16 protein-coding genes are annotated in these 17,139 nt (G+C 60.2%); 11 read left to right on the top strand and 5 right to left on the bottom strand.

All coding sequences use genetic code 11. The annotated features are described in order from the left end of the window. Positions 1–98: 98 nt before the first annotated feature. Genes AB4Z53_RS30040 through AB4Z53_RS30030 form a run of 3 tightly spaced genes read right to left on the bottom strand, consistent with a single transcriptional unit; the run spans position 99 to position 2,756 of the window. Positions 99–857: an iron ABC transporter ATP-binding protein gene (locus AB4Z53_RS30040; protein WP_291163291.1), complete on the bottom strand. Its 759-nt coding sequence runs from the start codon at positions 855–857 to the stop codon at positions 99–101. Further along, positions 854–1,822: an iron chelate uptake ABC transporter family permease subunit gene (locus AB4Z53_RS30035; protein ID WP_441599074.1), complete on the bottom strand. Its 969-nt coding sequence runs from the start codon at positions 1,820–1,822 to the stop codon at positions 854–856. Before AB4Z53_RS30035 ends, AB4Z53_RS30040 begins: the two co-directional genes overlap by 4 nt. After that, entirely contained in the window at positions 1,812–2,756 is a 945-nt protein-coding gene (locus AB4Z53_RS30030; protein WP_113535947.1) for an iron chelate uptake ABC transporter family permease subunit, read from the bottom strand. Before AB4Z53_RS30030 ends, AB4Z53_RS30035 begins: the two co-directional genes overlap by 11 nt. A 253-nt stretch (positions 2,757–3,009) precedes the next feature. On the opposite strand from AB4Z53_RS30030, the gene AB4Z53_RS30025 reads away from it, so the two are divergent. The 8 genes from AB4Z53_RS30025 (at position 3,010) to AB4Z53_RS29990 (ending at position 12,271) form a co-directional block, all read left to right on the top strand. Then, positions 3,010–3,936 carry a siderophore ABC transporter substrate-binding protein gene (locus tag AB4Z53_RS30025; protein ID WP_441599073.1) on the top strand — a complete coding sequence of 309 codons (927 nt, stop codon included), beginning with the start codon at positions 3,010–3,012 and terminating at the stop codon, positions 3,934–3,936. Between the two features lie 104 nt (positions 3,937–4,040). After that, entirely contained in the window at positions 4,041–4,337 is a 297-nt protein-coding gene (locus AB4Z53_RS30020; RefSeq protein ID WP_291165229.1) for a DUF2218 domain-containing protein, read from the top strand. Between the two features lie 993 nt (positions 4,338–5,330). After that, entirely contained in the window at positions 5,331–6,131 is an 801-nt protein-coding gene (locus AB4Z53_RS30015; RefSeq protein ID WP_291165228.1) for a helix-turn-helix transcriptional regulator, read from the top strand. Positions 6,132–6,682: 551 nt separating this feature from the next. Next, positions 6,683–7,723: a UDP-glucuronic acid decarboxylase family protein gene (locus AB4Z53_RS30010; protein ID WP_441599072.1), complete on the top strand. Its 1,041-nt coding sequence runs from the start codon at positions 6,683–6,685 to the stop codon at positions 7,721–7,723. A gap of 1 nt (position 7,724) precedes the next feature. After that, a complete protein-coding gene (galE, locus tag AB4Z53_RS30005; protein ID WP_441599071.1) occupies positions 7,725–8,708 on the top strand; it encodes a UDP-glucose 4-epimerase GalE in 984 nt (327 codons plus the stop codon). Positions 8,709–8,818: 110 nt separating this feature from the next. Beyond that, positions 8,819–10,729 carry a glycosyltransferase family 2 protein gene (locus tag AB4Z53_RS30000; RefSeq protein WP_441599087.1) on the top strand — a complete coding sequence of 637 codons (1,911 nt, stop codon included), beginning with the start codon at positions 8,819–8,821 and terminating at the stop codon, positions 10,727–10,729. Between the two features lie 48 nt (positions 10,730–10,777). Beyond that, on the top strand, positions 10,778–11,293 hold the full coding sequence (locus AB4Z53_RS29995) for a DUF995 domain-containing protein (RefSeq protein WP_113535954.1): 516 nt from the start codon (positions 10,778–10,780) through the stop codon (positions 11,291–11,293). Positions 11,294–11,311: 18 nt separating this feature from the next. Continuing rightward, entirely contained in the window at positions 11,312–12,271 is a 960-nt protein-coding gene (locus AB4Z53_RS29990; RefSeq protein ID WP_441599070.1) for a glycoside hydrolase family 26 protein, read from the top strand. Between the two features lie 255 nt (positions 12,272–12,526). On the opposite strand, the gene hppD is transcribed toward AB4Z53_RS29990, so the two are convergent. Continuing rightward, complete coding sequence (hppD, locus tag AB4Z53_RS29985; protein ID WP_441599069.1) at positions 12,527–13,639, bottom strand: 4-hydroxyphenylpyruvate dioxygenase; 1,113 nt, start codon at positions 13,637–13,639, stop codon at positions 12,527–12,529. Between the two features lie 131 nt (positions 13,640–13,770). On the opposite strand from hppD, the gene AB4Z53_RS29980 reads away from it, so the two are divergent. Next, complete coding sequence (locus AB4Z53_RS29980; RefSeq protein ID WP_065375464.1) at positions 13,771–14,250, top strand: Lrp/AsnC family transcriptional regulator; 480 nt, start codon at positions 13,771–13,773, stop codon at positions 14,248–14,250. A 4-nt stretch (positions 14,251–14,254) separates the two neighbouring features. Here AB4Z53_RS29980 and AB4Z53_RS29975 read toward each other — a convergent pair whose 3' ends face one another. Beyond that, on the bottom strand, positions 14,255–14,725 hold the full coding sequence (locus AB4Z53_RS29975) for a MarR family winged helix-turn-helix transcriptional regulator (RefSeq protein WP_441599086.1): 471 nt from the start codon (positions 14,723–14,725) through the stop codon (positions 14,255–14,257). A 175-nt stretch (positions 14,726–14,900) separates the two neighbouring features. Here AB4Z53_RS29975 and hmgA point away from each other — a divergent pair, with 175 nt between their 5' ends. Together hmgA and AB4Z53_RS29965 are read left to right on the top strand one after the other, a co-directional pair. Then, positions 14,901–16,268, top strand: a complete 1,368-nt coding sequence (gene hmgA / locus AB4Z53_RS29970; protein WP_441599068.1) for a homogentisate 1,2-dioxygenase — start codon at positions 14,901–14,903, stop codon at positions 16,266–16,268. Further along, positions 16,265–17,134: an MBL fold metallo-hydrolase gene (locus AB4Z53_RS29965; protein ID WP_441599067.1), complete on the top strand. Its 870-nt coding sequence runs from the start codon at positions 16,265–16,267 to the stop codon at positions 17,132–17,134. Before hmgA ends, AB4Z53_RS29965 begins: the two co-directional genes overlap by 4 nt. The last annotated feature ends 5 nt before the right edge of the window (positions 17,135–17,139 follow it).

The following is a 17,139-nucleotide window of genomic DNA, read 5'->3' as shown; positions in this document are numbered from 1 at the left end:
CGCTACGATCACGGTCAAAGCGCGCTGTCGGGGCTCTCCGTGCAGCGCGCTTTATGTGTTTCGGCCAGAGCATGCATGGTGCAATGGACGCATGGCGCTTAATCGAAATAGTTGACGAGGCGCGTTTCGCCGACGGCGTGAACTCGGCAATCGACGTCGAAGATTGCCCGCAGGCGGGCCGGCACGATCATGTCTTGCGGCGGTCCCTCGAAGGCGAGGCGGCCGGCCTGCATTGCGACGATGCGGTCGGAATAGGCCGAGGCGAAGTTGATGTCGTGCAGGACGACGACCACGGTCTTGTCGAAGTCGTCGGTGAGGCGCCGCAACAGCTTCATTGTCTCGACCGCATGCTTGATGTCGAGATTGTTCAGCGGCTCGTCGAACAGCATGTAGTCGGTGTCCTGGCAGAGCACCATGGCGATGAAGGCGCGCTGGCGCTGGCCGCCGGAGAGTTCGTCGAGAAAGCGATTCCGGTAAGGCTCGAGCCCGAGATAGGCGATCGAGCGCTCGATATGTTCGGCATCGGCAGCGGTCAGCCGCCCCTTGGAATAGGGATAGCGGCCGAAGGCGACGAGATCGCGTACGCTGAGGCGGGCGGTGATGTGGTTGTCCTGGCGCATGATCGAGAGCCGCCGGGCCAGCACGTCGCCGGCTGTGCGGCTGACGTCGAGACCGTCGACCAGCACCTTGCCCGTATCCATCGGCATCAGCCGGCTGACGATTGATAGCAGTGTCGACTTGCCGGCGCCGTTCGGGCCGATGATCGACGTCAGGCCGCCGGTCGGCAGGGTCAGCGACACCCGGTCGACGACCGCGTTGCCGCCGTAGGATTTCGTCACCTCTTGGATTTCGATCATCGGGTGGAGCCTCGGACAAGCAGGAAGATGAAGACAAGGCCACCGAAGAATTCGATGACGATGCTGAGCGCCGTGTTGAAGGAAAACAGCCGCTCGAGGATGACCTGACCACCAACGAGCGTGGCAATCGCGATGCAGACGGCGATCGGCAGGACGAAGCGGTGGCTGGCGGTCGGCGTCAGTTGCCAGGCGAGGCTTGCGACCAGCAGGCCGAAGAAGGTTACCGGTCCGACCAGGGCGGTGGAGACCGACACCAGAACCGCGATCAGCACCAGCAGAAGAGTGACGACACGCTGATGATCGACGCCGAGGCCGATGGATGCTTCGCGCCCGAGAGCGAGCACGTCGAAGGTCGGCGAAAGCCGCCACAGAACGAAGGTCACGGCGAGGGTTGCCGCGGCGGCAATGCCGAGCAGATTGGCATCGATGCTGTTGAAGCTCGCAAACAGCCTGTCCTGCAGCACGACGAACTCATTGGGATCGAGAATGCGCTGCAGGAACGACGAAAGGCTGCGGAACAGGCCGCCCAGGATGACGCCGACCAGCATCAGAAGATGCAGGCCGCGGCTGGCGCCGGAAAAGAGTGCTCGAAACAACAGAAGCGAGAGGCCGACCATGACGGCCGTTTCGACGAGGAACTGCAACTGCGGATCGAGGGTGCTGGCGCCCGCAGCGCCCAGGAAGAACACCATAATCGTCTGCAGCAGGGTGTACATGGCATCGAAGCCGATGATCGATGGCGTCAGGATGCGGTTGCCCGAGATCGTCTGGAACAGGACCGTCGAGACCGCGATCGCGTAGGCGACCAGCACCATGCCGAGCAGTTTCGTGCCGCGGAAGGAGAGCAGGAAGGACCAGCTTCCCTTGGCACCGATGGTCATGAAAGCGACCAGCGACACGAGGGCAAGCAAGGCAGACGCAATCAGGACGGTGGACGGAGAAAGCCTCCTGGCATCAGCCTGCATGGGATCGCCTCGAAAGCAGGAGATGGAGGAAAATCAGGCTGCCGATAACGCCCATGACCGTTCCCACGGGGATTTCGTAGGGCGCGATCACGAGCCGCCCGACGATATCGCAGGCGAGCACCAGGCCGGCGCCGGAGATGGCGACGACAGGCAGCGTGCGTCTGAGATTGTCACCCATGATGAGGCTGACGATATTGGGGACCACGAGGCCGAGGAACGGGATCATGCCGACGGTGGCGACGACCGTTGCCGTGACCATGGAGACGATGGCGAGCCCGAGCGTTACGACCTTGTCGTAGTTGAGGCCGACATTGCGGGCGATCGCTTCGCCCATGCCGATGACGGTGAAGCGTGCGGCGGTCGCATAGGCGACGAGGGTGAGCGCGAAACCGATCCACAACAGCTCGTAGCGGCCACGCAGCACCACCGAGAAGTCACCGGACATCCAGGCGCCCATCGACTGCATCAGGTCGTAGCGATAGGCGACGAAGGTGGTGATGGCGTTGACGACGCCGCCGAGCATGAGACCGATGAGCGGCACCATCAGCGCGGAGCGCAGGGGAATGCGGCGCAGGATCTGCAGGAACAGGGCGGTGCCGGCAAGTGCCGTCAGCGCCGCGAAAACCATCTTGCCGGCGACCGGCAGGTTGGGAGCGATGAGCATGGCGAGCAGCATGCCGAGCGCGGCGGACTCGGCCGTGCCGGCCGTCGACGGCTCGACGAAACGGTTGCGGGCCAGCATCTGCATGATCGTGCCGGAAACCGCGAGACCGGCGCCTGCGAGCATCAGCGCAAGCGTGCGCGGCAGACGGCTCTCGACAACCAGGAACCAGCCGCGGCCGTCGTCGGCTGCGGCGAGGCTGCCGACGCCCGTGAAGATGCTGGCGGCAGCAAGCAGGAGGATGACGGGAATGGCGATCAGGACCGGTTTCATCGTTCGGGCCTGTTCTGCCTGTTGTTCGTTTTGGCTACCGCCTGCATGTCCCTTGTCCGTTTTGCGCTCGACGCTCCCCACGGAAAAGCCAAGCTCGCCGTCGCGTCGTGGCACTTCGCGAACGGCCCGTCTTACTCTTATATATGATTGGCTTCGTCAAGTTTTCTGCGACATCTTCGGCACGTGGAGCCTGCGCATTGCTCTCATCGGAAAATCGCGCTACGACGACCGATAAAAGATGAGGAAAATAGTCATGATTATATCTCCGTTTTCTAATGGTCTGCGCAGCCTCGCCGTCGCGGCAGCACTGGCGATTGCCGGTGGCGCGCCCGTCCTGGCCGAGACGCTGAAGATCGAGCACAGCAGCGGCGTCACCAACGTGGAGAAAAGCCCGAAGACCGTGCTGGTCTATGACTTCGGCATGCTGGAGACGCTGGATATGCTCGGCATTCCGGTTGCCGGCGTTCCCGGCTCGGCAATCCCGCCGTCGCTCGAAAAATACAAGGCGGATAGCTATCCGAAGATCGGCACGCTTTTTGAGCCCGACTACGAAGCCATCAACGCGGCGGAGGCAGACCTGGTGATCGTCGGGGGTCGCTCGCAGGCGAAATACGCCGAAGTCGCCAAGATCGCGCCGACGATCGATCTGACCTCCGACGACAAGGATATCATCGGCAGCGTCAAGAAGAATGCCGAGATCCTCGGGCAGATCTTCGGCAAGGAAGCGGAAATCAAGGCAAACGTCGACAAGCTCGACGCCTCGATCGAAAATCTCCGCGGCATTGCGGCAGAGAAGGGCACCGGACTGATCCTGCTCACGACCGGCGGCAAGATCAGTGCCTATGGCAAGGGATCGCGTTTCGGCGTGCTGCATGATGTCTTCGGCATCAAGCCGGCCGATCCGGAGCTGCAGGTGGCCACTCACGGTCAGGCGGTTTCCTACGAGTACATCCTCGAGACCAACCCCGACTGGATCTTCGTCGTTGACCGCGACGCGGCGATCGGCCAGCAGGCGCAGCCAGCGGCCGCCCTGCTCGACAACGAACTGGTCCGCCAGACCAAGGCCTGGAAGGACGGCCATGTGGTCTATCTCGACTCCGCCAAGCTGTATCTGACGGCGTCGGGCCTGAAGTCGCAGCAGGACATCGTCGACCAGCTCACCCAGGCGCTTGAGAAGTAAGCACGGTTGCGGGCGATAGCTCGCTGGTACGCGTGGATCGGATCGGCCGGGAACATATCGTTCGCGGCCGTTTCATTTTTTAAGAGACAGGACAGGAACAGATCATGCCGAAAGCGTCCAGCGGCTTCACCACGGAGCGGGCGTCCCGATACCTCCAGCAGATGTCGAAACATTTCGCGCACAAGATAGCGGTCGAGTACACGGAGACGGACGCCGTGGCGGCCATGCCGGGCGGGGCGACGGCGCGTATGATCGCGAATGGCGACCAGCTGTGCTTCGTCGTTGAGGCTCCGGATGCCGAGGCGTTGCGGCGAGGCAAGGACATCGTCGAAAGTCACATTGTCCGGTTCGCATTTCGGGAAGAACTGAAGGCACTCGTTTGGAGCGAGAGCGAAGACTGAAGAGGGTGTGGGGAACGGCCCTTTCGAGGGCGCTGAGACGGTGGTTTTGATTAAAAAGGAGCCAACACCAAATACCCTTAGATCTTACGGTATTTTACTGGGGTTGGCTCCGTTCTTAAGAATATTCAATATTTTAACCTGATTTGTATTGCTTTCTTTAAAATACATTTCGAATTTTATGCTTTTTTAAAATTTCTTGACGGATCGAAGTCCGCAATCGATCAATGTATTCTTTGCGTTTACTCAGGTTTACACGTACGCCACGCGCCGGGTTAAAAGGGAATGGCGGAGCAAAGATCCTCCGGTGCCCGGCTTATTTCGTTCATACTCAGGAACGAAACGCCAATGTGACTCCGAATGTGGACATGCGGAAGATACCAATTCTGGTTAGTGGTTTGTAATTATTGACCGTTTATGGCGTAATCCGCGGCCCCAAGCCGTTGTTCCTGCGTGAAAATCCGCGCATGCCGGCGCAGCCGCAAGCGCCAGGAGGGCGGTTGTGTTCCCTCTTTTTTCGTGAGACCGGTCGGTCGGCATCACCCGAGACGAAGTTCGGTAGCCCGAAGGAAGTATTTTTAGGTATATCAGTCTCGAGAAGTGGGTAGCCTGCGGCGGGAATACCTGAGCCGCTAATCCATTTTTTCACAACGGCAGGGCTGTCTGTCGCGGAAATGGATGGGGAGCCATGTCCTACGGAATAGCGATTGCTGCCGCCTTGATGCTGCTTTTCGCGTTCCGATAAGTGGTCCGATTGCAGTGTAACCCAAAGATGGTTCGATTTATAACGATTTAAGAAGGCCTATGAAGTGCCTCTAATCCTTTTGGGTTGTTTCGTATTGAAGATCTTTACGTTACATTAGCTATCGCGAATTTTCCTGGGGCGGGAAGACGTCGTGATGCATAGTGGTTCCGAATAAATTTTCTGAAAGTATGGTGCGCCGCGGAAAACCGCAGCACCCATAAAAACAAATGGAAAAATCCTAGGAGGGCGTAATGTATCCTGGAAGCTCCAGCGTTGGTGATTTTGAAGAAAACAACAAGGCTTTGTCGCAAAAGAAAAAGATCGTCATGCTCGCCAAGATCGATCTGTTTGCCGAGTGCCTGATGCAGGCCGTCGGTTCACGGTTTCAAGGGCACGACATCGTCTGCTTTTCCGATCCGGACAATCTGTTGGACGGCAGTCTCGTCGATGTGACGTTGATCATGCTCTATCGGATGCCGGCCAAGTCTTTTCCAGCAATCCTGCGAACCATTCACGAGTTTCACCCCAAGACCTCGATCGGTCTGGTGGTGGAGAACGCCGACGAACTCGATCCGTCGATTGCTGGCTTCGTCGAAGAGCGCTTGATCCACGGGGTTCTGCCGTTGAACCTGAACCTGGACGTCTGCCTCGCAGCCATCGATTTGCTGATGAAGGGAGGCGAGCACTTCCCGGCCGCCTTGCTGCGGCGGCTTTCGCCAGAGCCCTTCGGCGCAAACAGCCTCTATGGCCGTCGGGGTGAGCTGTCCGGGCCGGGCGCGGCCGGAGGCTCGGGCCGGCGCAAGCGCGATGCCGGGCCTGATGGATTGACGACCCGTGAGGTTCAGATTCTCGACCTGATCTGCAAGGGAACGCAAAACAAGATCATCGCCGATCGTCTTGGCTTGTCAGAAAACACCGTCAAGGTTCACGTGCGCAACATCTACAAGAAGATGAACGTCCGCAACCGCACGGAGGCGGCATCGCGTTACTTCACCAACGATGCAGCGGCCGAACGGGGTAGCGACACGCTTTCGTCGCGCTGGAAGAACTAAGTTCGGCGGCATCTGCCAAGTGAGCCCTTTTTCCTTTTCTGTGCCTCGACACGGTCGAGAGCGCAGCCGTTGGCATTGGCCTGCGCATGGAGACGCCGGGTATCCCGTGACCTGGTTTGTGGCGACGTGTGGCCGCCATGGCGAAAATCTTCGACCGGCATCGCGTGACGGTCTAACCCTCCCTTGACAACGGTAGATCTCATCACGAGTTTATAATCATTTGTAATTATGTTATGGTTAACAAACAGCTAAATGATTATTGTCTTTAGAATAAATGTAGCTATCCGTAATTATTGTTTCTAATTATTCATTCCTATTTCAGATGATATTGTATCATTCCTTGTTGTTTTAGTTGACGCGTCATTGGTTATTTGATAATTAGCTAATATTGAAAGTGAATATAAGTAGATATGTGGATGAATTGTCGATTTCTTTTTATGTCGGGTTGTGCGTGAATTTGTAATAAAGAACAAAGTCCTTATTATATTTTCTATAGGCAGCCCGTCTCCAATCACCATGAGGAATGGTGTGTACAATAATTGGAGGTGCGCATGCGAAAGGTCTCTCCGGGGCCGTTGTCTGTCGTCGGGCAACGGGAGTTTCTAAAGAAGATTGCAGGAATACCAAGAAGAATACTAGTAACAGGCGGAGGCGGTTTTCTCGGTTCTCATATTTGCGAAAGACTTCTTTCTCTAGGTCATACTGTTATTTGTCTCGACAATTTTTCAACGGGACGGCATGAAAATCTCTCTCACTTGGTGCAGAATCCGCATTTCCACATCGTCGACCACGACGTTCGCAAGCCCTACCTGATCGACGCTGACGTCATCTTCAATTTTGCTTCCCCCGCATCGCCGCCCGACTATCAGGCCGATCCGGTCGGCACTCTCATGACGAACGTCCTTGGCGCGCTGCATGCTCTCGAAAATGCGCGCGCCACTGGCGCCACCGTCATCCAGTCCTCGACCTCGGAAGTCTACGGCGATCCGCTCCTCAGCCCGCAGCGCGAGGTCTATTTCGGCAACGTCAATCCGATCGGTCCGCGTGCCTGCTACGATGAGGGAAAACGGTCGGCCGAAACCCTGTTCTTCGATTATCACCGTTCCCATCGGGTCAGGATCAAGGTTGCGCGCATCTTCAATACCTACGGTCCGCGCATGCGCCCGGACGATGGCCGGGTGATCTCCAACTTCGTCGTCCAGGCCCTTCTCGGCCGGGATCTGACGATCTATGGCGACGGGCAGCAGACCCGGTCCTTCTGCTATGTCAACGACCTGATCGACGGTTTTCTCCGGCTTTCGGTCTCGGCCGATGACTGCATCGGACCGATCAACCTCGGCAATCCCGGGGAGTTCACCGTTCTCGAGCTGGCGGAAATGGTGCGGTCTATGACCGGTTCGCGCTCGCGCATCGTTCATCAGGCGGCGGCGGTCGACGACCCTCGCCAGCGCCGTCCCGATATCTCGCACGCGCTGAGCGAGCTCGCCTGGGAGCCGAAGGTGATGTTGCGTGACGGGCTCGAACGCACCATCGCTTATTTCGAGGAGCGCCTCAGCGCGGCCGAACGCGCAACGGCGGGAGAGGCCGTATGAGATGCCCCGCGTCGTACTCGTCACCGGCGGTGCCGGCTTTATAGGAAGCCACACCTGCAAGCGCCTTGCCCAGCAGGGCTTCGTTCCCGTCGTCTATGACAACCTGTCGACGGGACATCGGGACAACGTGCGCTGGGGTCCCCTCGTCGAAGGGGACCTTGAGGATACGGAACGGCTGACAACGGCGATCCGGACGCACCTTCCCGAATGCCTGATCCACTTTGCGGCTTCCGCCTATGTCGGGGAATCCGTCGAAGACCCGGGAAAGTACTACCGCAACAACGTCGCAGGCAGCATCGCGCTGCTCGAAGCCTGCCGCGCGACCGGGTTGGCGCGCATTGTATTTTCCAGCTCCTGCGCCACCTATGGCGTGCCGCAGCGGCTTCCGATCACCGAGGATACGGATCAGTTTCCGATCAACCCCTATGGGCACACGAAGCTGATGATCGAGCTGATGCTCGGCGACTATGCGCGTGCCTATGATTTCCGCTCCGTCGCCTTGCGCTACTTCAACGCCGCGGGCGCCGATCCGGAAGGACAACTCAGGGAACGGCACGATCCGGAAACGCATCTCATTCCGCGTGCCCTGATGGCGGCGGCCGGCGGGATCGAAAGACTCGATATCTTCGGCGACGACTATGCGACGCCGGATGGAACCTGTATTCGCGACTATATTCATGTGACCGATCTCGCCGACGCTCATGTCGCCGCCGTCGACTATCTGCGCGACGGCGGCGAGGTGCTGCGCACCAATCTCGGCTCCGGACATGGGACCTCGATCCGGCAGGTTCTGGAAGCCATCGATCGGATCACCGGGCGACGGGTCCCCGTGCAGATGTTGCCGCGTCGTCCCGGTGATCCGCCGGTGCTCTATGCCGATAGCAGTCGGGCGCGGCAGCGGCTGGGCTTCCGACCGGCGTTGTCGGATATCGAAACCATCATCCGCACGGCGGCGCCGGGCTTCGGGCTGGAGGTGCGGCGATGAGCTGGACGTCCACAATCGATGGATTTCGGCACTATGTCGATCTCTCGGGTGCGCGGCATGTCCGGCCGCGTCTGACGGCGCTGTTCTCCGGGCGCTTGCAGATCCTGAACATGCTGGGCGTTGCCGCGTGGTTCGCCGCCTTCGCGTATTTCTGGTGGTGGTGGCTCGACCCGGCTCACGTGATGGACTGGCCGTCCTATATACTGATCACCGTCGTTGTCGGGTGGATTACCCTGCTGCCGGTCTATTTCATCGCGATCTTTTCCGGCGCGAAGGTTGCCACAGCGAGCACGGGACCGGTGCCGCACGGACGGATCGCGATGGTCGTCACCAAGGCGCCTTCCGAGCCGTTTGCCGTCGTGCGCAAGACGTTGCAGGCGATGCTGGACCAGACCGGATGTGACTTCGATGTCTGGCTGGCGGACGAGGATCCGTCGCCGGAGACGGCTTCCTGGTGTGCGGCCCACGGAGTTTTCATCTCCACGCGAAAGGGTATCGCCGACTATCATCGCGCCGCCTGGCCGCGCCGTACGCGCTGCAAGGAAGGAAACCTTGCCTACTTCTACGATCACTACGGCTATGACCGCTACGATTTCGTGGCGCAGTTCGATGCCGATCACGTGCCTGAAGCCAGCTACCTCGTCGAGGTGCTGCGCCCTTTCAACGACCCGTCGGTCGGCTATGTCTCGGCGCCGAGCATATGCGACGCAAACGCCGCAACCAGCTGGGCGGCGCGCGGGCGGCTTTATGCGGAGGCGAGCCTTCATGGCTCCCTGCAGGTCGGCTACAACAACGGCTGGGCGCCGCTCTGCATCGGGTCACATTACGCTGTGCGGACAAAGGCGCTGAAGCAGATCGGCGGATTGGGGCCGGAACTCGCCGAAGATCATTCGACGACGCTGATGATGAATGCCCATGGCTGGCGTGGCGTCCATGCTCACAACGCCATAGCCCACGGCGATGGACCGGCGAACTTTGCCGATCTTGTGGTTCAGGAGTTCCAATGGTCGCGCAGCCTTGTCGCGATCCTGCTGAAATACTCGCCGGCCTATGTGCCGAAGTTGCCGGCGGGGCTGCAGTTCCAATTCCTGTTTTCGCAGTTCTGGTACCCGCTGTTTTCGTTCTTCATGGCGCTGATGTTCCTGATGCCAATCGCGGCGCTGATGATGGGGCGGGCCTTCGTCGAGGTCGACTATCCCGACTTTCTGCTGCATTTCGTGCCCCTGTCGCTGGTTCTAGTCGTGCTCGCCTATTTCTGGCGTTCGACCGGTACGTTCCGGCCGCATGATGCGCGGGTGCTGAGCTGGGAGACGGTCCTGTTCCTGTTCGCGCGCTGGCCGTGGTCGCTGCTCGGCTGCCTGGCAGCGGTGCGCGACCATCTGACCGGCTCGTTCGTCGATTTTCGCATCACGCCGAAGGGCGGCGGCGCGGTGGCTCCCCTGCCGCTTCGGGTGCTGACGCCCTATCTCGTGCTTTCCCTGGTGTCGGCGCTCGCGGTCTGGCTCGTGTCCGATGCCGGAACGGCGCGGGGTTTCTACGTCTTTGCCGAGATCAACGCCCTCATCTATGCCGGGCTCGTGGTGGTGATCCATGTTCGACACGCCCGCGAGAACGGGCTGCCGCTCATGCCGCGTTCGACGATGACGGCGATAACGGCAGGCTCTCTGGTGCTGGTCTCGGTTCTCTCGGCTCAATCGGCCGTGCGCCATGGCGCCGAGGCAACGGAGGCCCTGTCGCATGGCCTGGGTTTCGTGACCTTTACCGAGGCGAAGTACACGGTTGCCGGCGCAGGGCATGGCACGAACCTCAGGATCGTTCGCTTCCGTCTGCAATGGAAAGGCTTTTCGCAGCCGCACGAGAGCGGGGCGCGGATCGAGCCTGCCGTATCACGAACCACCCCAAACAGTGTCGAGAGAAGGAGCATCAACGCAACGACTGGAAGCCGGATGAGCGTCGGGGAAACGCGGGTCGGGGAAACGAGGACGACCAAGAAGGTCAGCCGATACTACGTGCAGTCATGACGGCGGCGCGCCGTCGAGTTTGTAATCTCCAGTGTGAGGAGAAAGGCAATGAATGGGTCAATAAAAGTCATGGTTGTTCCGCTGTTGCTGCCGCTTGCAGCCGCTGCGGTCTATCTGGGCGCCCAGCCGGTCAAGGCGAAGATGGAAGTCAAGCCAACGCCGCTCAGCGCTTATGAGGTCTATTCCCTCTATCGCAACAAGACCTGGCAATGGTCTACCGGCGGTGCACGCTTCACCGCGCATGACCGCAAGCTCGTGGCCTTCGTCGACAAGGGCAACGGCAACCGGTCCTTTGCCGAAGGCAACTGGTACGTCAGCGACCTTGGCATGATGTGCATGCAGGCGATCTGGACGACCGCGGCCAATGCCGGCGATGCCCGGACCTGCTTCGGCCACGCCAGGATCGGCGACACGATCTATCAGCGAAAGGTGCCAAACGGCGAGTGGTATGTCTTCAGGCATGCCAAGCCCAAGCCCAATGATGCCTACTACAGCCTCGTCGCCCAGGACGACATCACAGCAAAGGCGTTGAATTTGAAGGAACAGTTCCTGGCCAAGAAATAGACGCCGCAGGAGGATGAAATGAAACGCAAATTGGCATTCGCCCTATGCACTGCCCTAGCTCTACAGCTGGACTTCGGCAGCTTGGTATCGGCATTGGCGCAGGAACAAGCCAATCCTGCGGGCAATGCCGGACAGACCGAGACGATGATCGACAAACGTCCCGTCATGCACCTTGGCGGAACGAAATTCGGCGCCTACGATCCGCATGGGGATTTCGGCGCCCAAAGCGATGTGACGACCGAAGCCCTGTTCCTGCCCTGGGAGGACGTCGATCTCGCATCCTTGCAGACCGCTGACGAATACGCCCTTCAGCGCAATCGCAATCTGCTGATCACCATCGAGCCCTGGTCCTGGTCGCTCGACTGGAAACTGACACCAACGCAGCTTCGCGACCGTATGCTCCGGGGCGAGTATGACCCCAACATGGAAGCGATCGCCAACGCGATCGCCCAACTGAAGAGCCCGGTCATCGTGCGCTGGGGCCAGGAAATGGAAGACACCTCCGGCCGCTTCTCGTGGGCTGGCTGGGAACCCCAGGACTGGATCAAGGCCTACAGGCACGCGATGGACATCGTGCGCAAGAAAGCCCCGAAGGCGCAGATCATGTGGTCGCCGAAAGGACTGCCGAACCTCGAAGCCTACTACCCGGGTGACAAATATGTCGATCTCGTCGGGTTGTCGGTCTTCGGGTTCGAAGCTTTCGACAAGATCGAATACGGAGCGCCGAAGACCTTCGCCGAGGCGTTGAAGCCCGGCTACGATTTGGTGGCCAAGTACAAGAAGCCGATCTGGGTGGCCGAGCTCGGATGGCAAGGCAGCGAAACCTACATGCAGCCATGGATGAATGCCGCGACACAACCGGATCCGCAGTTCCCGAAGCTGGCCGAGGTCGTCTACTTCAACGACCGTGACGTGGTCAATTGGCCGCATGACCTTGGTCGACCGAACTGGCGTGTCGTCAACGAGGTCACGAACTGAGATTGCGAACGGTGACACGCGCCTGCACGGGCGCGCTGAACCGCAGATATTTTGATCTATTGGTTATTTATCCCTGTCTTGTATTCAGTCCAGGGATGGCAGGCGCAGCCTCGTGCCGGAGGATCGGAAAGGATCGTCGACCACCGGCACCGAGGGATTGAGACGCCTGCACCGTATTGTTCACTGGCCCCATGGCCGCCGGTAGGCCCCTCGCCGGGAGGCGAGAGGCTCGATGGGACGGGTGTTTGGGGCGGCTTACTCTGCCGCTTGCGGCCCCAGTTCGCCGCGGCGAATCTGATCGGCTTCGATCGATTCGAACAGGGCGCGGAAGTTGCCCTCGCCAAAGCCCTCGTCACCCTTGCGCTGGATGAATTCGAAGAAGATTGGGCCGATCACGGTCTTCGAGAAGATCTGCAAGAGGATCTTCGTCATGCCGCCGTTCACCACGCCTTCGCCATCGATGAGGATGCCGTGCTTCTTCATCCGCTCGATCGGTTCGTCATGGCCGTGAACGCGGTCGTGCGACATGTCGTAATAGGTTCCCGGCGGACCTGGCATGAACTTCAGGCCATTGTCCGACAGCTTGTCGGTGGCATCGTAGATGCCTTCGGTGCCGACGGCGATGTGCTGGATGCCTTCGCCCTTGTACTTGCGAAGATATTCCTCGATCTGGCTCGTGTCGTCCTTGGATTCGTTCAAGGGGATACGGATCTTGCCGCAGGGCGAGGTGATCGCACGGCTGACGAGGCCGGTGATGCGACCGTCGATGTCGAAGAAGTGGATCTGGGTGAAGTTGAACAGTTCGCGGTAGAAGGCCCACCACTTGTCCATATTGCCGCGATAGACGTTATGGGTCAGGTGGTCGAGATAATAGAAGCCGACGCCCTCGGGCTTCGGGTTGCGCTCGCCGGTCCACTCGAATTCGGCCTCATAGGCCGAGCCCTTGGCGCCGTACGTCTCGACGAAATAGAGCAGCGAACCGCCGATGCCGACGATCGCCGGTACGTCGAGACACTTGTCCGTGCCTTCGTAGGGGATCGCGCCCTTCGAGACCGCATGGTCGAAGGCGTGCTTGGCATCGACGACGCGCCAGGCCATCGACGGGGCGCAGGGGCCGTGCTCGTCGACGAAGCGCATGGCATGCGAGCCGGGCTCGGCGTTCAGGATGTAGTTGATGTCGCCCTGGCGCCAGACCGTGATGTTCTTGGTCTTGTGCTTGGCGACCGGGCTGTAGCCCATGCGGGTAAAGAGCTCGGCAAGCTTCTCCGGTTCCGGATGGGCGAATTCGACGAATTCGAATCCGTCGGTGCCGGCGGGGTTATCGGCGGTAATCGTTGCCGGCGGGGCATCATGCGGGAAGGGGCCCATCGGAAGTCTCCTCTTATTCTTCCAAACTTTGCCGGAGTATGACGCAATTTCCATGCACAATGCTTGTATTCTTGCGCGGTTTAGACAGAATGGCGCACGAAACATGCAATATTGCGTATTAGGATGCACGAATGGAGCAGCTTGACGGGTTCGATCTCAAGATCCTCAGCGAATTGCAGCGCGACGGGCATCTGACCAACAACGAACTGTCCGAACGCATCGCGCTTTCGCCATCACAATGCTCGCGGCGGCGCACCCGGCTCGAAGCGGAAGGCTATATCACCGGCTATCAGGCGCAGATCGACAGGCAGAAACTCGGCCTCGATCTGATGGTGGTGATCTCGGTGACGCTCGCCACCCACAATCGCGACAATGCCAAGCGGTTCGGCAAGCTGGTCTCCAGTCTGCCGGAGGTGCTGGAGGCCTATGCGCTGACGGGCGAGATGGACTACCACCTGCGCGTGGTGACGCCTGACCTCGCGGGGCTGTCGCGCTTCGTCAACGACGTGCTTTTGCCGCATGACAGCGTGCAGCATGTGAAGACGTCCATTGTGCTCGAAACCCTCAAGAGTTTCGAGGGCGTGCCGATCCCGGAGCGGATGAAGGGCTGAAGCGTCAATCGTCGGCCACAGAGTTGCTTCCAGTCCTACCCATGGCCGCTTCGACCGCTTCCAGACCAGTGGCGAGCGCCCGCATGCCGGCTGGGCCGATCAGCGTATCCAGCTCGGCCTGATAGCGGGCGGCTAGCTCCGTCAGCTCGCCATAGGCCCGGATGCCTGTCTTCGTCAGTTCCAGATGCTCGATGCGGCGGTCGCCCTCGTCGTCACGGCGAGTGAGCCAGCGGCGCTTTTCGAGCGCGGCGACGGCGCGGCTGACCTTGGTTTTGTGCATGGCCGAGTGGCCCCCGACTTCGGTTGCCGTCATCGGACGGCCAGTGCTGCCGAGGGCCGCGAGCGTGCGCCATTCCGGGCGGGTGAGCTGGTAGCGCGCCTTGTATTGGGCGGCAAAGCGCAATGCGACAAATTCCGCCGCGCGGTTCAGGCGATAGGGCAGGAAGGCATTGAGCTCGAAGCCATCGGCGGCCATTTTGGCGTCCTTGATAGTTACAAAATCGATAGTTACGATTGCAACTAATATGCCGAACGCGGCAATTTCGTCCACCTGGGAAAAGGTCGTCGCTGCGGTATTTGGGATTGCGCCGGACCTTTCGCAGGTCGCTTCGAGAACCCGAAGTGAGGCGCCATGAGGAGGAGGATCGACGATGCTGGACAAGGCAGGAAAACAGGCCGAGGCGCAGGTGAGGGCTGAGGAGGCGCTCAACTACATGCCCGGCTTCGGCAACGATTTTGAGACCGAAAGCCTTCCGGGTGCCCTGCCGCAGGGGCAGAACAGCCCGCAGAAATGCGCCTACGGGCTCTATGCCGAGCAGCTTTCCGGATCGCCCTTCACTGCCCCGCGCGGCACGAACGAGCGGTCCTGGCTCTACCGCATCCGCCCGAGCGTCCGTCACACCGGTCGCTTCAGCAAGATCGACTACCCGCACTGGAAGACGGCGCCGCATGTGGCCGAGCATTCGCTGGCGCTCGGCCAGTTGCGCTGGAACCCGCTGCCGGTGCCGGCGGAGAAACTGAATTTCCTTCAGGGCATCCGCACGATGACGACGGCGGGCGACGCGCCGACGCAGACCGGCATGGCGGCACATGCCTATGCCTTCAACGCCGACATGGTGGACGACTACTTCTTCAATGCGGACGGCGAGCTCTTGATCGTTCCGGAAACGGGCGCGATCCAGGTCTTCACCGAACTCGGCAAGATGAATGTGGAGCCCTCGGAGATCTGCATCGTGCCGCGCGGCACCATGTTCAAGGTGACACGACGTGGTGAGGAGAAGGTCTGGCGCGGATACATCTGCGAAAATTACGGCGCCAAGTTTACGATGCCGGATCGCGGCCCGATCGGCGCCAACTGCCTTGCAAACCCGCGCGATTTCAAGACGCCGGTCGCCGCCTTCGAGGAGAAGGAAACGCCCTGCCGCGTGCATGTGAAATGGTGCGGCGGCTTCCACGTGACCGAGATCGGTCACTCGCCGCTCGACGTCGTTGCCTGGCATGGCAACTACGCGCCCTATAAATATGACCTCAAGACCTATTCGCCGGTCGGCGCCATTCTCTTCGACCATCCGGATCCGTCGATTTTCACGGTGCTGACGGCACCCTCTGGCGAGGAGGGCACGGCGAACATCGATTTCGTGATCTTCCCGCCGCGCTGGATGGTGGCGGAACACACCTTCCGGCCGCCCTGGTATCACCGCAACATCATGAGCGAATTCATGGGGCTGATCTATGGCCGCTATGATGCCAAGGAGGAAGGCTTCGTGCCTGGCGGCATGAGCCTGCACAACATGATGCTGGCGCACGGGCCGGATGCATCAGGGTACGACAAGGCAACGAATAGCGAGTTGAAACCGGTGAAGCTCGACCATACGATGGCCTTCATGTTCGAGACCCGCTTCCCGCAGCAGCTGACCCGCTTCGCCGCCGAACTGGAGACGTTGCAGGACAACTACATTGACTGCTGGAGCGATCTCAAGAAGCGGTTCAACGGGACGCCGGAAGGCGATTGGTCTTGAGTTCACGCCTGGTTTTGCTCGGCAGCAAGGGTGGTCCGGCGATCCGGCCGGGCGGCCCGTGGCCGACGTCGTCTCTGCTTCAAATCGGCGGCCGGACTGTTGTCGTCGATTGCGGTCTCGGCGTCACCCGCGGGCTGACCAATGCCAGTGTCGCGCTGAAGACGCTGGACCTGATCGTCATTACCCATCTGCATTCGGACCATGTGCTCGAGCTTGGGCCGCTCATTCACACGGCTTGGACCGCGGGGCTATCGCAGCCGGTGCGCGTCTTCGGCCCCGCCGGCACCCGCGCCTACTGGCAGGGCTTCCTGCAATCGATGGCCTTCGATATCGACATCCGCATCGTCGATGAGGGCCGGCCGGATCTGCGCGCGTTGGTCGAGGTCATAGAGTTCTCCGAAGGCGAAATCTTGTCGGAGAGTGGCCTGACGCTCTCGGCGCTGCGCGTCGACCATCCGCCGGTTACCGATTGTTTTGCGCTTCGGTTCGACCATGCGGAAGGTTCTGTCGTGTTCTCGTCCGATACCGCCTATTTCCCGCCGCTTGCCGATTTCGCCAAAGGGGCCGACATTCTCGTGCATGAGGCGATGCTTGCCGAAGGCGTCGACCGGCTGGTGGCGCGCACCGGCAATGGCGCACGGTTGAAGGAGCATCTGCTGGCGAGCCACAGCTTTGCCGGAGAAGCGGCCGCGATCGCAACGGCCGCGGGCGTCGGCCGGCTGGTGCTGCACCATCTGATCCCTGCCGACGATCCCGAGATTTCGGAAACGGACTGGATCGCGGCGACCCGCAAAAACTGGGCGGGCGCCTTGACGATCGCCGCCGACGGCCTTGTTGTGAAGATTGCGGACGATTCGTCCGCCTAAGCGCG

Origin of the sequence: Ensifer sp. 2TAB8, assembly GCF_052115125.1 — a bacterium.
GTDB lineage: Bacteria > Pseudomonadota > Alphaproteobacteria > Rhizobiales > Rhizobiaceae > Ensifer.
Note: the sequence above shows the minus strand (reverse complement) of the source record. Positions and strands in the feature narration are given on the sequence as shown.

Excerpts from the sequence above, each read along its gene's own strand:
- AB4Z53_RS30040 (WP_291163291.1), bottom strand. The coding sequence starts at position 857 with ATGATCGAAATCCAAGAGGTGACGAAATCCTACGGCGGCAACGCGGTC.
- AB4Z53_RS30035 (WP_441599074.1), bottom strand. The coding sequence starts at position 1,822 with ATGCAGGCTGATGCCAGGAGGCTTTCTCCGTCCACCGTCCTGATTGCG.
- AB4Z53_RS30030 (WP_113535947.1), bottom strand. The coding sequence starts at position 2,756 with ATGAAACCGGTCCTGATCGCCATTCCCGTCATCCTCCTGCTTGCTGCC.
- AB4Z53_RS30025 (WP_441599073.1), top strand. The coding sequence starts at position 3,010 with ATGATTATATCTCCGTTTTCTAATGGTCTGCGCAGCCTCGCCGTCGCG.
- AB4Z53_RS30020 (WP_291165229.1), top strand. The coding sequence starts at position 4,041 with ATGCCGAAAGCGTCCAGCGGCTTCACCACGGAGCGGGCGTCCCGATAC.
- AB4Z53_RS30015 (WP_291165228.1), top strand. The coding sequence starts at position 5,331 with ATGTATCCTGGAAGCTCCAGCGTTGGTGATTTTGAAGAAAACAACAAG.
- AB4Z53_RS30010 (WP_441599072.1), top strand. The coding sequence starts at position 6,683 with ATGCGAAAGGTCTCTCCGGGGCCGTTGTCTGTCGTCGGGCAACGGGAG.
- galE (WP_441599071.1), top strand. The coding sequence starts at position 7,725 with ATGCCCCGCGTCGTACTCGTCACCGGCGGTGCCGGCTTTATAGGAAGC.
- AB4Z53_RS30000 (WP_441599087.1), top strand. The coding sequence starts at position 8,819 with ATGCTGGGCGTTGCCGCGTGGTTCGCCGCCTTCGCGTATTTCTGGTGG.
- AB4Z53_RS29995 (WP_113535954.1), top strand. The coding sequence starts at position 10,778 with ATGAATGGGTCAATAAAAGTCATGGTTGTTCCGCTGTTGCTGCCGCTT.
- AB4Z53_RS29990 (WP_441599070.1), top strand. The coding sequence starts at position 11,312 with ATGAAACGCAAATTGGCATTCGCCCTATGCACTGCCCTAGCTCTACAG.
- hppD (WP_441599069.1), bottom strand. The coding sequence starts at position 13,639 with ATGGGCCCCTTCCCGCATGATGCCCCGCCGGCAACGATTACCGCCGAT.
- AB4Z53_RS29980 (WP_065375464.1), top strand. The coding sequence starts at position 13,771 with ATGGAGCAGCTTGACGGGTTCGATCTCAAGATCCTCAGCGAATTGCAG.
- AB4Z53_RS29975 (WP_441599086.1), bottom strand. The coding sequence starts at position 14,725 with ATGGCCGCCGATGGCTTCGAGCTCAATGCCTTCCTGCCCTATCGCCTG.
- hmgA (WP_441599068.1), top strand. The coding sequence starts at position 14,901 with ATGCTGGACAAGGCAGGAAAACAGGCCGAGGCGCAGGTGAGGGCTGAG.